Here is a 14,408-nt window from a genome sequence, read left to right on the forward strand (position 1 = left end):
GGCTGTGCCGGGCTGGCCCGAAGGCGCTGTCAGGACGGTGAAAATCGACGGATCCGGGTGGTCGAACAAGATTGCGCCGACCGGGCAATAGGTGCGCAGGTCGTATTTGTAGGGCGCATAGTTGCCGTGCCAGGCCACCACGTCCAGCGGGCTATGACCGATCTGAGTGACGTGGAACTGCCCGCACCATTTGATCGTCACGGTCGAGGGCACCTCTCGGTCCTCGAACGCAGCAACCGGCGCTTTGAAGTCGCGCGGATTGGCCATGCAATTGGCACCAATCGGGCCGCGACCCGGCAGTTCGAACTTCTGGCCGTAATTCTCGCAGACAAATCCGCGTGCCGGACCTTCCAGCACTTCAACACGGTAGAGCAACCCGCGCGGCAGGATCGCGATTTCCTGCGGCTCCAGATCAATGATCCCCAGCTCTGTCACAAAGCGCAGGCGGCCGTCTTGCGGCACCACCAGCAGCTCGGAATCGGCCGAGAAGAAATAGTCGTCCACCATCGAGTCGGTGACCAGATAGACATGGCTGGCCATGCCGACCTGCGTGTTCACATCCCCCGCCGTCGTCATGGTGCGCATGCCGGTCAGCCAGGTCAAAGAGGTGTCAGAATGCGGAACCGGGTCCCAGCGATACTGACCAAGGCTGATCACATCCGGGTCGATACAGGGCGCGGACTTCCAGTAGGGCAGGTCAATTTTCTCATAGCGATGCGAATGCTTGACTGACGGGCGAATTCGGTAGCACCACGTCCGCTCGGGTGGATTCGCGGTGAAGGCCGTGCCGCTGAGCTGTTCGCCATAGAGGCCATAGTTGCAGCGCTGCGGGCTGTTCATGCCCTGCGGTAGCGCGCCAGGCAAAGCCTCGGTCTCAAAATCATTGCCGAAGCCAGGCATATAGCCGGGACGCGTTCCTACAGGTGTGACAGCCTGCGTCAGGCCATGCGGTTCAGCCTTGTTGGTCATCTTGAACTCCTCGGTTTTCTGCTTGTGAATTATTAGTTGTTTTTGTAACTAACAAGCATGTCCCAAGAAAAAGATGATTTTGATCTGCAGAATTTTTTGCCGTTTCTATTGAATCAGGCAGCCGAGGCAGCCTCATTGGAGTTTCAGCGCCTCTACAAGGAACGCTATGGCATGCTGCGCAGCGAATGGCGGGTGCTGTTTCATCTGGGTGTCTTCGGCACTCTGACCGCGAAAGAGATTGGCAAGCGCGCGAAACTGCACAAAACCAAGATCAGCCGCGCGGTTCACAAGCTGGAACAAAGCCGCTACCTCAAACGCACAAGGGATGAGGATGACCGAAGGGTCGAATGGCTGACGCTGACGCCCGCCGGTCAGGCCGTCTATCTAGAACTGAGCGGTATCGCTGAGCGTTATGACGCGAAACTGGCGGGCGCATTCTCGGAAGAAGAGGCCGCCATGCTGAGGAAAATGCTGCGGCGACTGGCAGGTATGGCCTAAGGTCTGGTAATTTCCATCATGCAGCCCACATTCAGGGCAGTACTTTGACGGACAGTTCCATGACCTCTTCAGATCCCATCTTTGACCTTATCGACTGGCTTGTTTCCAAAGGGCTTGAAGGGGCTGGACAGGAAGAATTGCTGGACGGCTTTTGCAACCGCCTGATTGATCTGGGCCTTCCGCTGATGCGATTCCACGCGGCGCAGTCGACGCTGCATCCGCTTTATGGCGGCACTGGCTATAGCTGGTATCGGGATTCCGGCGGGGAATCTGAGCGGTTCGCAAACACCGACACCCCCAGCGAAGTCTGGCAAAGCAGCCCTCTCTATGCGCTTTTGCATGAGGACATGGATGACCTTCGTGTGCGGTTGGTGGACCAGAACGAACCAAGCCGTTTTCCTCTGCTGAATGACCTGCGAGAGATCGGAGCGACGGATTACTATGCAACGGGCGTGTCGTTTGAACGCTCCGAACAGGTGCGCCCGGCGGGTGAGAAAAAGATCGGTGATGGAGTGCTGATGTCCTGGACCAGTGACGCTCCGACCGGTTTTGATGACAGCGATCTGGGGAAAATTCACATAGCTCTGCCGCATCTGGGGCTTGCGTTGAAATCGGCCAAGAACCAGACCATGGCCAAGGATCTGATGCGCGTCTACCTGGGGCGCGATGCGGGGCGGCGTGTCCTGTCTGGCGAAATCCGTCGCGGTTCGTTGCAGCAGATTGATGCGGTGATCTGGAATTTCGATCTCGAAGGCTTCACCACCCTTTCCGAGGATATGCCGGGTCACGAGATCATCGACATGCTGAACGACTATCTTGCCGTTGCCGTGGGCGTGGTACACGACAATGGTGGCAACATCCTAAAATTCATGGGTGACGGGCTGATGGCCATGTTTGATGTGGGAGAGAGCGACGCTGATGCCCGCGCGGCTCTGGCCGCTGTCGCCATGCTGCAAAGCCGGATGGAAGAGTTGAACGCGCAACGACTGGCAGATGGGCAGAGGGCGGCGAATTTCACCCTGGCGCTGCATTCGGGTGAGATCCTCTATGGCAATATCGGCTCGGAAACCCGGCTGGATTTCACGGTGATTGGCCCTGCGGTCAATCAGGCAGCCCGGATTGCCGGGATGCACCGGTCGTTGGGCCAGAGGATTCTCGTTTCCGACGACGTCGCCCGCGCCGCACAACCCTGCAGCCAAGAATTAATTTCGGTCGGGCGCTACATGTTGCGCGGTGTGAACGAACCGAAAGAGCTTTTTACGATCTACAGCCCCACGCAGGACTCGGACGAGACAGAGACCAAGAACGCAACGTAACGGTGGCGTGGCTCGTGCCGTGGTGAAACCCTCTGGTCAAATGGAAAAAAGGGGCGGGCCGCTTAGGTCCGAAAGGGGCGCATGTTCAGGAAGGTTCTAAAATACGCGGTTGGGACGTTGGCATTGGCTGTTGTCGCAGCAGGCGGCTACCTGTGGATCGCGCCACCGGATCTGTTGAAAGTGGGCACCAACTATTCGGCCAAGATCGTCTGTTCGAACGTGTTCCTGGCCGGGCGCGATGCAGAGACTGTGTTGCAAAGCGATGTGCAGGCGCCGGGGCATCCGTTGCTGAAGCAGGTCTCGGTCAGCATCGACGAACAGGGCCAATTGGTCGAGACGCGTATGTTTGGCTTCCTCGCTCCGGCCACATCGCAGTATCGCCCCGGTTTGGGGTGCACCAACGTTCATGCGGCAAAACTGTCAGATCACACGCTACCCGAACCCGCGCCCGTACCCAACGGTCTTTGGCCGCATGGAAATGAGGTGGTTCTGTCCGAGAACCCCGCTCTGAGCGATATTTTGTCAGACCCGTCCTTGCTGGGAGAAGGCTACCGCGCTGTCGTGGTCGTCAAGGACGGGCGCATCATTGCCGAGGCCTATGCTGATGGCTTTGACGCAGAAACACCCTTGCTGGGATGGTCGATGACCAAGACGATCACTGCGGGGCTGATTGGTACGCTGATCCAATCGGGCGACATGGCGTTGGGCGATGATCTGACGGGTGTTTTCCCCGATTGGGCCCGAGACTCGCGCCGCGACATCACGGTCGAGGACATGTTGGCCATGTCCAGTGGTTTGCAATGGGATGAGGAATATGGCGACGTCTCGGACGTAACGCGGATGCTGTATCTCAAGGATGACATGGTCGATTTCGCCGCCGGACGCCCCGCTGCCCATCCCACCGCGACCGAGTTCAGCTATTCCTCAGGAACGTCTACAGTTCTGTCGCGTGTGTGGCAGGACCAGCTTGAAGAAGGCGACCTCGGCTACCCCCGCACGGCATTGTTCGACCCTCTGGGAATGCACTCAGCTGTGATGGAGACTGATGGGGCGGATACATTCGTGGGTTCAAGCTACATGTACGCCACCGCGCGCGACTGGGCGCGTTTTGGGCAGTTTCTGCTGCAGGGCGGTGTTTGGAAAGGCCAACAGATCTTGCCCGAAGGCTACACCGATTGGATGTTCGAACCCGTCGCGACCTCAGACGGGGCCTATGCCAAAGGACATATGTGGCTGGACGGCCCACGTGGTGAGCCTCAATTTGAGGACACCGTCTGGCTGCAGGGCCATGACGGCCAATCCGTAGGCATTTTTCCTTCGCAAAATATGGTCGTGGTGCGCTTGGGGCTGACGCCGTCACGGTTGGGATATTCGCCACTGCCTTTGGCCAAAGCTCTGATCGCGGCTGTGGGTGACGGCTGAAGTGCTGCAGCGTACAGACGGCGGTCACAGATTTTCCTCTTGCTCAGACCTGTTGGGTCGATCTCTGAAAAGAGATTCCAGAGCGGATTGGCCAAATTCGGGTTTCTATCCTGAAATAGAAACACCTGCTCGCAGGCATATCGGTCCAAACGCACTCCTTCTAGCCCTCGATGCTGACCAGTCCCGAAAACTCATTTCTGGCGACACTTAGAATAATCTCCGAAAGGAAGGCGAACGTCTTGTGGTGACCGCTGGACTTTCGCCAAACCAGACCGATGGACCTGTTCAACCGTCCCGGGCGATAGGGCACCAGAACCACATCTCCGCCGACCTCCGGAATTTCAGATGCGGCGTAGAGCGAGGGAAGAAAGGAAACGCCGATATTCACCGCTGTCATCTGCCGAATTGCGTCAAGACTTGTGCCCTCGTAGTCGTGGAGGAGGTTTGCCCCCAAAGTACTGGCGAGGTCCGCTACTTGGTTGTGAAGCGTGAAACGACGAGAGAGCGCCAGAATGCTCTCACCCTTCAGATCTTCGTCATTAGCTATTTCTTTTTGGGCTAGACGGTGATTTCGGGCCACGGCAAGCTTCAGAGGTTCCCGAAGCAGGCGCAGGATCGTGACGTCTGAAGAGTTCACGGGCAATTGCGTTAGAATGAAATCATGTACCCCGCTTAGAAGCTCCTGCATCAGTTCGGATGGCGCTCCGTCTCGAACTGTCAGTTTTAGGTTCGGGTGGTTTTCATGCAGGTGGTGAAAAACACGCGGCAAAAGGTACGGACCTAGGGTTGGTGATGATCCCAGTCGGAACGTGCCCGCAAGCTCGGATTTCATCCGGCCGGAAGTTTCTTGCAGCAAAGCGACCTCTGACAAGATGCTCCGGGTTTTTTCCAGTACTTCGCGCCCCTCTGGTGTCAGCACTGCTCCGGCTCTGCCGCGCTCGACCAGTTTCAGTTCAAGCGCTGCTTCGAGATTGGCAATCTGCAGGCTGAGAGATGGCTGGCTGATACCTATCCGCTCAGCGGCTTTTCTGTAGTGACCAGTTTCGGCCAGCGCTCGGAAGTAAGTCAGTTGTTTTAGTGTCAGCTGCAATTCCATTGATAGGTTTTTCCAATCAAAGTTTCTAACACAATAGGCTATTATATTGGGCCGAAACAACCATCATTACCATGTGGCCTATTTTAGAGCGCTTGTTTTTGGTGCGTTTGCTCGGAGGATTTCATGAATATTCAAAACGAATTTGCCAAAACGGACGATGTCCGCGCATTTCTAGCCTCAGTCCACTTGCCAACTTCGCGATCGCAGGGTGTCCTTTCACGGGACGAAATTGACTGGTGCAAGATGCGTGGCATCGAATTGGCATATGATCCTGTGCAAATCGGATGGGTACCTCTGCTTTGTGAGGACGACATATCTGAAACCTCCAGCCGGCCTCAATCTCGGCAAATTCAGTTGCGTCCTTGGCGGGCGCGGGATGCAGCTGACTATGCCGCCATGCTGTCGTCAGAACGCTTGTGGAAATATTTGCCCGATCGATACCCGGGTCCAATCAGCGAGGATGACGCGCGCCAGTTGATCGAGTTGACAGGTGAAGACCATCACGAAGTCTTGGCCGCCACGGAAGACGACATTGTCATCGGGCAAGCCAGAATGTTGAGGGTGGGACAAGACAGCGCCGAAATTAGCTATTGGATCGGCGAGCAGCATTGGGGCAAAGGGTATGCCAGCTCCATCGTAGCGCAATTCTGCACACAGTGCTTGCGTCTAAACCCTGAGATTAGTCGGCTTTTTGCGGTTGTGCACGAGAGCAATATTGCGTCTCAATCGATCCTCAAGAAGTGCCGCTTTACCGAGATCTCTCGTGACACTGTCTGGATAACATTCGAACGCTACCGCCGCGCGTCTTAGGCTGTAGTGCCCGATTGGGGTTGCCAGGTCTGGCGAGTAAGCGCTTCAAATAGCGCTTAGAAGTCGATCTCGACGCCGGGCAAGTTCAGCTCGCGCATCATGTCGCGCAGCTCCTGACGCGCAGCGATGTTCGAGATGTTCAGCTGTTTGACGCCAATATCTTTGAGGTCCAGCAAAGTAAGGCCGCGGGGAAATAGCTCGCGGAAGATAACCCGCTCGGAAAAGCCCGAAGCGACGCGGAACCCAATGCGTTGAGACAGCATCTCGATCGCGCGTTGCATCTTTTCCTTGTTGACCATGCGCTGAGTACCCACGCGGTTGCGTACGACGACCCAGTCAATCGGTTTCAAGCCAGCCTGCGCCCGCAATTGCCGCGCATTCCACACCATTTCGGAATAGACCGAAGGGCCGAGGATCTTCTCACCTTTGGAGTCAATCCGGGCCAGGAGATCGAAATCAATGAAACTGTCATTCAGCGGTGTGATAAGCGTATCAGCTAGGGAATGCGCCACTTGGCTGAGGCGGGTGTGTGAGCCGGGGCAGTCGATCAGGATAAAATCGCTGTCATTCTCAAGCTGCGAAACAGCCGCCGACAGACGATGGTCATAGATATTCTCGCCCGGTTTCAGGGTGCTGGCGTCGATCTCGGGCAGGTCGTGGTGGCGCGGGCTGGGCAGTGTCGCCTCAGCGTTTTTTAAGAAATTCGCCCGGTTCTCGAAATAGCGTCCCAAGCTTCGCTGGCGCAGGTCCAGATCCAGCGTGCTGACCTTGCGGCCCAGACGCGCCAGAGCGGTGGCCACATGCATGGAAACGGTCGATTTGCCTGCGCCGCCCTTTTCGTTCCCCACTACGATGATATGTGCCATGCCGTCGTTCCCAAGCCCTGCCGTGTTTGTCCACACGTTGTTATGAGCCACTATATGTTGTGTCAGCGGGGAAGAAAAGAACCTCGGAGCGTTGTTTCGACCAATATCAGGCTCTAATTTGGAAAACCCAATCGCTTTCGCAGTTTAGAACGCCATGCTTGCCAAAACCGGGTCCGTGATTCACTGTTCAATCGGGGATCGGACAGGAGGATACCGGTTGGAGCAGCTGTTCCTGAGCGTTCTGAATGTGGTTTTACCGGTCCTGATTTGCGTGGGCATCGGGTATGGGCTGGCGCTTACCAAGTCTCCGTTTGACAATAAGGTGGTCGGAGGGATCGTCTCGCGGGTCGGCTATCCGACCCTGATCCTGTCGCATCTTGCGGGCACCAAGCTGAATCTGGGCACGTTTCTGGATATGATGAGCGCCGCCGCGCTGGCTGTGGCCAGTTTTGGCGTTCTGGGCTTTGTGTCGCTGCGGTTTCTGCGCCTGCCTGTAAGGGCGTTTCTGACCCCTCTGATGCATGGGAATGTGGGCAATATTGGCCTACCGATCACTCTGCTTGCGCTGGGCGATGCGGGGATGGCCTACACAATGGCCTTTGTCGTCGTTGTGCTGATCAGCATCTTTACCGTTGGCATGTGGATCCCGGCGGGAGTGTTCTCGGTCAGAAAGCTGGTCACATCGCCGATCATTTATTCCGTGGCCCTGTCGCTGATCCTGATGGCTACAGGGACCAGCCTGCCGCAACCGATTGCCAAGTCCTTCGATATTCTCGGCGGGTTGTCGATCCCTCTGATGTTGCTAACACTGGGCCACACGCTGGCGACGCTAAGGATTGCCAGTCTGGGGCGTGCCGTCTTGCTGACCGGACTGCATCTGGTCATGGCTGTGGGCATCGCCATGGGTCTGGTCTGGCTCTTCGGCTTCACAGGTGCCGAGCGTGGCGCCCTGATCCTGTGCTGCCTGATGCCGTCCTCGGTGGCGACATACCTGTTCATCGACCAGCACGTGCCGGAATACGGCCCGGATGTCGCCGGGTTCATCCTAGTCTCCACCCTGACCACCATACTCGTCCTACCGCTGGCACTGACCTACTGGATTTGACGTGAACGCTATGCGTAGCTGCAAAAATCGCTAGTCTACTGATAAATTGCGGTTAAGAGCCATAAGCTCAGGGTGAAACGATGAACGGAAAGACGCCGACAGACGTAACCCCACAAGCCCGCGCCCGCGTGGTGCTGGCGATGACGGCAATCTGCATGATGGTTGTGGGATTCAACACCACCGCCGTCGCGACGATCCTACCTAACCTGAAGGCCGAATTCGACCTGACACCGTCCGGCCTGCAATGGGTAATGGCGATCTATACCGTCGCAAGCGCCTCACTTGTTACCATCGTCAGTCGTCTGGGCGATATCACCGGCAAGATGGGGGTTTTCTTCTTTGGTATGGTCGTCTTTGCCTTCGGATCTGGCTCGGTCCTGATTGCGCAAGACGCAACCATGCTGTTAATCGGGCGCGGTGCGCAAGGCGCGGGGGCGGCGGCGTTGTTCGGAACCTCTCTTTCCCTGCTGACAGCGGCGACTCCTGAGGAGCAGAGGGCAGGTGTCACCGGATTCTGGGGCGCTATCGTCGGGCTGGCTATCGGAGTTGGTCCCATCGTAGGCGGTGCCTTTGGGCATTACATTAGCTGGCGCGCGGTGTTTGCCGCCGATCTGGTTCTGCTGGTCGTGGCCTTCACCATTGGATTGCATGTCAGCAAACGGAAGTACGTGCCTGACACACGCCTTGCCGGGGCACGATTCGACTATCCTGGAGCAGTTGCCATTCTGTTGTTTCTCGGGCCGCTGTCCTTTGCGCTTAGCAATGGGGAAAGCGGCGGGTGGAGCACACCACTGACGCTAATACCGCTGGCTGTGGCGGCCCTGGCGACCGTCCTGCTGGTCATTGTCTCGCGTCGCAGTGATGACCCGTTGATCGAACTGCGGTATTTCCGCCATCCGCGTTACTTCATGGCCGCCGCGGGAATGTTCTTTACCGGTTTCACGCTTTTCTGTTTCTTTGTCTATTTCAACACATTTGTGCAATCGCCAGATGCCTTTGGCTATACCTCCATCGGAGCTGGTTTGGCGATCATGCCGCTAAGCCTCAGCATGTTTGTCATATCTGTCACCGCGCCCCGCTTTCTGGCACCCTACAGTTTTCAGTGGCCGGTTGCGATCGGACTGGGTGCAATGGCTTGTGGGTTCCTGTTGCTGACGACAGTTTCGAATACCACGCAATATTCCGAGATTTGGTGGAAGCTGCTGATCGTCGGCATCGGGTTGGGTATCTGTTTCTCGCTCCTGCCGCGTCTCGGCCTTCGCTTGCTGCCCGAAGAGCATGTTGGGCAGGGCTCAGGCGTGATCAACGCCTGTCTCTATTTCGGAGCCACCTTGGGGGCAGTGGTCGGTGGGTTGGCAGAGTCCATCACCATTCGTCGGGGCCTGTCCGAAGTGATTGACGCACTACCCGCTGGATCAACGCAGCGTACTGATCTGGCACATGCGCTAACCCACGGCAAACCCGGCCAGGTTCAGCAGTTACTCACCAGCTTGGAGCCGACAGCAGGAACTGCTCTGGCTGAGGCTCTAAGGGACTTGCAGGACAACGCCTTTGACAGCGCGATGGTGGTCGCCGCGATTGCCGCTCTGATCGGGATGGTTTTGGCGCTGCTGCTTCTGCGCGGACCAGTGCCGCCGCTACACAGTGCTGTGGAACTGACGAAGTAAGAAAGTCATCGATACGATCTTCTTTTGGAAACAGGTCCGCGTGGCGTGCATCACGCATTTGGTCGGAAACAAAAAAGGCCGCCCCCAAGGGACGGCCTTTCGAAATCGAACGGGGTGAGGCTTAGAAGCCCAGACCTTCGTATTTCTTTTTGAACTTCGACACGCGGCCGCCGGCGTCCATCAGGCGCGACGAGCCACCGGTCCATGCGGGGTGCACGGAGGGGTCGATTTCCAGAGCCAGCTGATCGCCTTCGCTGCCCCAGGTGGACTTCATTTGAACAACGGTGCCATCGGTCATTTTGACGTCGATGACGTGATAATCGGGATGGATGTCTTTTTTCATCTTTCCGTTCCTTACGCTTCGGCGCCAGCTTTGGGCTTGTAGTTGGTGACCTCTGCGATACGTGCGGATTTACCACGACGGGTGCGCAGGTAGTACAGTTTGGCGCGACGAACGCGGCCACGGCGAACAACGGTGATGCTGTCGATGTTGGTCGAATGCAGCGGGAATACACGCTCCACGCCTTCGCCGAACGAGATTTTGCGGACGGTGAACGAACCGGCGATGCCGTTGCCACCTTTACGCGCGATGCAGACACCTTCGTAGTTCTGCACACGGGTACGCGACCCTTCGGTCACTTTAAAGCCGACACGAACGGTGTCACCGGCTTTGAAATCGGGGATGTCTTTCCCCAGGGCGGCAATCTGTTCCGCCTCAAGCTGTGCGATCAGGTCCATCGCATTCACTCCTATCTGCTCGTGGTTGGTCCACGAAGTTTGGGCACGGCCTGAGAGCTCTTGGTCTTCACCGGGTCCTGCGCACAGCCCGCCAGAGGTCAGATCGAATGTTCCTTAAGTCCGGTCTGCCCTGACACGCGGTGGCCGAAGAAAGCCAAGCGGTGCGCCGTAAAACAAACCAAAACACCGGAGTCGCATCACGCGGCACCGGATTGCGCTGCTTTAGGGGGTTTGCGGACAGGGATCAAGCCCAAATCGCAGGCACCGGCGGTGGGATTTTGCCAATTCCCGAATGCGCCGTTGCTTTGTGCGTTGGATCAGGCATTCTGAGGTCAATTACAAGAGCAGTTATTTCAGGCTGAAACAATGACCCGATTTGCAATCATGCTGGCCCTGGCGGCTGCAGTTTTGATGTCCTGCGGACGCAGAGGACCTCCGCCGCAGGTCGTAGAGGCCACGCCGGGCGTGGACCGGACCGCGCCCGCAGTGATCTACCCCGATTTTGGCGATGCCGATCCACATGACTGGGATGGGCGACATCCCGGGCTGTACCCGGTTCACGGATTGGATGTGTCGCGTTGGCAAGGGCCGATTGACTGGCGTCAGGCCAAGGCCTCGGGCGTCAGCTTTGTGTTCATGAAAGCGACCGAGGGGGGTGATTTTACCGACCCGATGTTCGACGAACATCGCCGCGGCGCGCAGGCGGCGGGTGTGCCGTGGGGGGCGTATCACTATTACTATTTCTGCCGACCGGCCCGCGAACAGGCGCAGTGGTTCATTCAGAATGTCCCGAAAGGTGCGGACCTGCCGCATGTGTTGGACATGGAATGGACGCCGCATTCGAAAACCTGCACCCTGCGCCCTGATGGCAAAATCGTCCGGGCCGAGGCGCAAAAGTTCCTCGATATCCTCGAACGGCACTATGGTCGCCGACCCATCGTCTACACGACTGTGGATTTCTACCAGGATACCGACATCGGACGGCTGTCAAAGACCGAGTTCTGGTTGCGCTCGGTCGCGGGACATCCTCGCCAGGTCTATCCCGGCGCGGTCTGGAGGTTCTGGCAGTACACTGGCACCGGGCTGGTGCCGGGTGTTCAGGGCAAGGTGGACATCAACGTCTTCAGCGGTCCGCCCGAGATCTGGGCGCAGTGGAAAGGGTAGACGCCTTAGGATTGAGGCGCAGCGTAGCTTTCCACGGTGCCGCCCGCGACAAGGTGATCGAGCCTGCGCAAACGTTCCTTACCGTAGGCGTTGCGCAGCCAGAATGCTTCTCCTTGGGTCAGCACGCGGCGGTCAAAGCCGCGCTCGCTCAGGCAGCGGTCTACCTGATCCATCTCGCCTTGCGCTCTGAGTTCGTGTCGGCTGCCATATGCTAGCACGGAACCGACCAAAGGTGACGACATCAGGATGAAAGCTGGATAGGCTCCAATCACTGCGGCATTCCCGCCGATGTCTGCTTCGTTCGAGCAAGACAAAACCGCGTTTCTGGCGGAAGCCATATTATGTCCGGCCTGAGTTGGCACGGAGTTTTCCAAAGCACTGGTCGCGCATGCCGAGACAAGTGCGCAGCCCAAAAGTATTAGCTTTTTCATGAATTGCCGTTCTTTCAAATATGCGAATCTTTTGAGTCCATCGCAAAACTCAAGGATGAGTAGGTCACGATTTTCTCAACTTCAATTAGCATCGGCTTTATCTGTGGACCTGCGGTTTGCGGGCCACAGTCGCCTGTGTCATTTGAAAGATTTCTGCTTGGCGCGAAGGTAGTTGTCCCACACATCAGGCCGCCGTTCCCGCGTTATGTCCTCGGCCATTTGTTGGCGCCATTCGGCGATGCGGCCGTGGTGGCCGGACATCAGGACCTCGGGGATCGGGCGGCCGTTCCATTCTGCGGGGCGCGTGTATTGCGGGTGTTCCAGCAGGCCCGAGGAAAAGCTCTCTTCCTCGGTCGAGGCCTGATTGCCCAGCACGCCGGGGATCAGCCGCACGGTGGCGTCGATCAGAGCTTGCGCCGCGATCTCGCCGCCGGTCATGACGAAATCGCCGAGGCTGACCTCTTGCACGCCGTAATGCTCCAACACGCGCTCGTCCACGCCCTCGAACCGACCGCAGAGCAAGGTCATCCCATCGCAGCGCGCCAGGTTCTGCATCATCCGCTGGTCCATACGCTTGCCGCGCGGGCTGAGATAGATAAGTGGCCAGTTGCCTCGGATACCGGCCATGGTCTGTTCGATGGCAGGCCCCAGCACATCGGCCCGTAGCACCATACCCGCGCCGCCGCCTGCGGGTGTGTCATCCACATTGCGGTGTTTGCCGATCCCGAACTGGCGCAGATCAACTGTTTCCAGCTGCCAAAGCCCCTCTTGCAAGGCCTTACCTGTCAGGCTTTCGCCCAGAACACCGGGGAAGGCGCTGGGAAACAAGGTGATGATCTTGGCCTTCCACACGCCGTGCAGATCCGGCGTTGGAGTCATCAACTCGCGCGGTTGCAGAGTGGGTCGGATGGCCTTGCGACCGTGGGATTTGCTTGGTTTATCTGTCATGACTGGGAAACCAGATCGTCCTTGGCGCGTTTGATGAGGGCCTTCTTTTGCGCCATCAAGTCCGCATCGTCCAGCGCGGAACGGTTCAATTCCAGCAGTTCCAGCAGAACATCATCAGCCGGACGGGTCTTGTGTGGCTCCGGCGCGACCAATTTGAACATCTTGTCGCGCGGCAGGTTCAGAAATGCCGCAAACGGAGCGCCCGGACCAAAGCGCCGCTTGCGCAGGTCCTCCATCCACTCGGTCTGGACCTTGACCAGCGGCAGCCGGTCCTGAAGCATATCCGCCGTCTCTTTCGGGGAGGGCAGGTGGTTCAGCGCCTCCCGGAATTCGTCATAGTCCTGCACCAGCCGTGTCCGCCGCAGATCATGTGCCCAGAGGCTGCGCATCCAATCCTCTCGCTGTCGTAAGGACAAATAAATCGTAAGCTCGACCGGCCCCAGCCGTTCTGTCACCCGCTCAACCAGCGTTGTCGCCAATTCTGGGGTCGCCCCGTAGCCTTCGGCGCTGTTGCGACTGGGGCGCAGGCCGGCGAAGTTTTCCTCGCTGAGGATCAGGCCGCGACTGGTGCCAAAATCGATCGGGTCCAGAAGCGCGCGGACACCTGTTTCGAACTCGGCCAGTGTGCTGTTCATCCGATAGACCGAATGCCGCGTGGCGATGTCTGCAAGTCCGGTTTTGCGGGTCTTGTAGGGTAGGATCAGCGAAAAATGGGGCCAGATCAGCTGACGGTTCTTGTAGAGAAACGACTGCGCAACGGTGGTGCCGGTCTTGTGCAAACCCAGATGCAGCAGAACGCGCCGCATCAGATCAGGCCTTCAGGCGGATCGGCAACGATGCGACCGGCCTCCAGATCAACCGTCGGAACAGCTTCCAGCGTGAACGGCAGCAGGACAGTCGATTTCAGACCCGGCCCGTGCAATTCCAACAAATCCGCCGCGCCGTGATTTTGCACGGACTTCACCTTTCCCAGAAGGGTGCCGCCAGTGTCATATACCTCCAGCCCTATGAGATCGGTGTGATAGAACTCGTCATCCGGCAGAGAAGGCAGTTGATCCCGCCGGGCATACAGGCGCAGGCCGTTCAGGGCGTCCGCCTCTTCCTTGGTTTCAACCCCGCCCAGACGCGCCGCAAATCCGTTTTTGATCGCGCGGGTGAGTACCACGGGAAATCGCTCTTTGCCGTCTTCGTCGGTCAGTGGCGAATAGGCTTCGATGTCTTCCGGCACGGCGCAAAAGCTTTTCAGCCGCACCTCGCCGCGCACACCGTATGAGCCCGCAATGCTGCCGACGCAGATCAGATCACTCATTTGAGCCTTCCGTTATACATAATCCGTTTCGCCATTGCCCGATCACGTCGCAGGCTTCGCGCTGGTTGT

General features: G+C 57.8%; 16 protein-coding genes. 7 read left to right on the forward strand and 9 right to left on the reverse strand.

The features are described 5' to 3' along the window. On the reverse strand, positions 1-969 hold a 969-nt coding region (locus ACR0NO_RS19445; protein WP_480725157.1), incomplete at its 3' end, for a homogentisate 1,2-dioxygenase. 57 nt (positions 970-1,026) lie between these two features. On the opposite strand from ACR0NO_RS19445, the gene ACR0NO_RS19450 reads away from it, so the two are divergent. The 3 genes from ACR0NO_RS19450 to ACR0NO_RS19460 all read left to right on the forward strand — a co-directional run bounded on the left by ACR0NO_RS19450 (position 1,027) and on the right by ACR0NO_RS19460 (position 4,205). Then, a complete protein-coding gene (locus tag ACR0NO_RS19450) occupies positions 1,027-1,467 on the forward strand; it encodes a MarR family winged helix-turn-helix transcriptional regulator (protein ID WP_480725158.1) in 441 nt (146 codons plus the stop codon). 59 nt (positions 1,468-1,526) lie between these two features. Further along, entirely contained in the window at positions 1,527-2,783 is a 1,257-nt protein-coding gene (locus ACR0NO_RS19455) for an adenylate/guanylate cyclase domain-containing protein (RefSeq protein ID WP_480725160.1), read from the forward strand. 81 nt (positions 2,784-2,864) lie between these two features. Next, positions 2,865-4,205 (forward strand): serine hydrolase domain-containing protein, encoded by a 1,341-nt coding sequence (locus ACR0NO_RS19460; RefSeq protein WP_480725162.1) that lies wholly within the window; start codon positions 2,865-2,867, stop codon positions 4,203-4,205. A gap of 160 nt (positions 4,206-4,365) precedes the next feature. Here the strand turns inward: ACR0NO_RS19460 and ACR0NO_RS19465 are convergent, their stop codons facing one another. Next, entirely contained in the window at positions 4,366-5,301 is a 936-nt protein-coding gene (locus ACR0NO_RS19465; protein WP_480725163.1) for a hydrogen peroxide-inducible genes activator, read from the reverse strand. Between the two features lie 123 nt (positions 5,302-5,424). Here ACR0NO_RS19465 and ACR0NO_RS19470 point away from each other — a divergent pair, with 123 nt between their 5' ends. Then, positions 5,425-6,111: a GNAT family N-acetyltransferase gene (locus tag ACR0NO_RS19470; RefSeq protein ID WP_480725165.1), complete on the forward strand. Its 687-nt coding sequence runs from the start codon at positions 5,425-5,427 to the stop codon at positions 6,109-6,111. A 56-nt stretch (positions 6,112-6,167) separates the two neighbouring features. Here the strand turns inward: ACR0NO_RS19470 and ACR0NO_RS19475 are convergent, their stop codons facing one another. Beyond that, complete coding sequence (locus tag ACR0NO_RS19475) at positions 6,168-6,977, reverse strand: division plane positioning ATPase MipZ (protein WP_170463159.1); 810 nt, start codon at positions 6,975-6,977, stop codon at positions 6,168-6,170. A gap of 154 nt (positions 6,978-7,131) precedes the next feature. Here ACR0NO_RS19475 and ACR0NO_RS19480 point away from each other — a divergent pair, with 154 nt between their 5' ends. Continuing rightward, on the forward strand, positions 7,132-8,082 hold the full coding sequence (locus tag ACR0NO_RS19480) for an AEC family transporter (RefSeq protein WP_480725166.1): 951 nt from the start codon (positions 7,132-7,134) through the stop codon (positions 8,080-8,082). An 80-nt stretch (positions 8,083-8,162) separates the two neighbouring features. Next, positions 8,163-9,749 carry an MFS transporter gene (locus ACR0NO_RS19485; protein ID WP_480725167.1) on the forward strand — a complete coding sequence of 529 codons (1,587 nt, stop codon included), beginning with the start codon at positions 8,163-8,165 and terminating at the stop codon, positions 9,747-9,749. A 121-nt stretch (positions 9,750-9,870) separates the two neighbouring features. Here the strand turns inward: ACR0NO_RS19485 and rpmE are convergent, their stop codons facing one another. After that, entirely contained in the window at positions 9,871-10,092 is a 222-nt protein-coding gene (gene rpmE / locus ACR0NO_RS19490) for a 50S ribosomal protein L31 (RefSeq protein ID WP_170380502.1), read from the reverse strand. A gap of 11 nt (positions 10,093-10,103) precedes the next feature. Next, on the reverse strand, positions 10,104-10,487 hold the full coding sequence (rplS, locus tag ACR0NO_RS19495) for a 50S ribosomal protein L19 (protein ID WP_170380501.1): 384 nt from the start codon (positions 10,485-10,487) through the stop codon (positions 10,104-10,106). A 366-nt stretch (positions 10,488-10,853) separates the two neighbouring features. On the opposite strand from rplS, the gene ACR0NO_RS19500 reads away from it, so the two are divergent. Then, positions 10,854-11,651, forward strand: coding sequence for a glycoside hydrolase family 25 protein (locus ACR0NO_RS19500; protein WP_170474278.1), 798 nt, complete (start codon positions 10,854-10,856; stop codon positions 11,649-11,651). Between the two features lie 5 nt (positions 11,652-11,656). Here ACR0NO_RS19500 and ACR0NO_RS19505 read toward each other — a convergent pair whose 3' ends face one another. The 4 genes from ACR0NO_RS19505 to rimM all read right to left on the reverse strand — a co-directional run bounded on the left by ACR0NO_RS19505 (position 11,657) and on the right by rimM (position 14,339). Further along, the gene (locus ACR0NO_RS19505; RefSeq protein ID WP_475218975.1) at positions 11,657-11,989 is read right to left on the reverse strand and encodes a hypothetical protein; all 333 of its coding nucleotides are present in this window, start codon (positions 11,987-11,989) and stop codon (positions 11,657-11,659) included. Between the two features lie 231 nt (positions 11,990-12,220). After that, positions 12,221-13,030, reverse strand: a complete 810-nt coding sequence (trmD, locus tag ACR0NO_RS19510) for a tRNA (guanosine(37)-N1)-methyltransferase TrmD (protein ID WP_480725169.1) — start codon at positions 13,028-13,030, stop codon at positions 12,221-12,223. After that, the gene (locus ACR0NO_RS19515; RefSeq protein WP_480725170.1) at positions 13,027-13,836 is read right to left on the reverse strand and encodes a hypothetical protein; all 810 of its coding nucleotides are present in this window, start codon (positions 13,834-13,836) and stop codon (positions 13,027-13,029) included. Before ACR0NO_RS19515 ends, trmD begins: the two co-directional genes overlap by 4 nt. Beyond that, on the reverse strand, positions 13,836-14,339 hold the full coding sequence (rimM, locus tag ACR0NO_RS19520) for a ribosome maturation factor RimM (protein ID WP_170474267.1): 504 nt from the start codon (positions 14,337-14,339) through the stop codon (positions 13,836-13,838). The genes ACR0NO_RS19515 and rimM overlap by 1 nt, the downstream gene beginning before the upstream one ends. Between the last annotated feature and the right edge of the window lie 69 nt (positions 14,340-14,408).

Source organism: Ruegeria sp. CL3 (genome assembly GCF_056536505.1).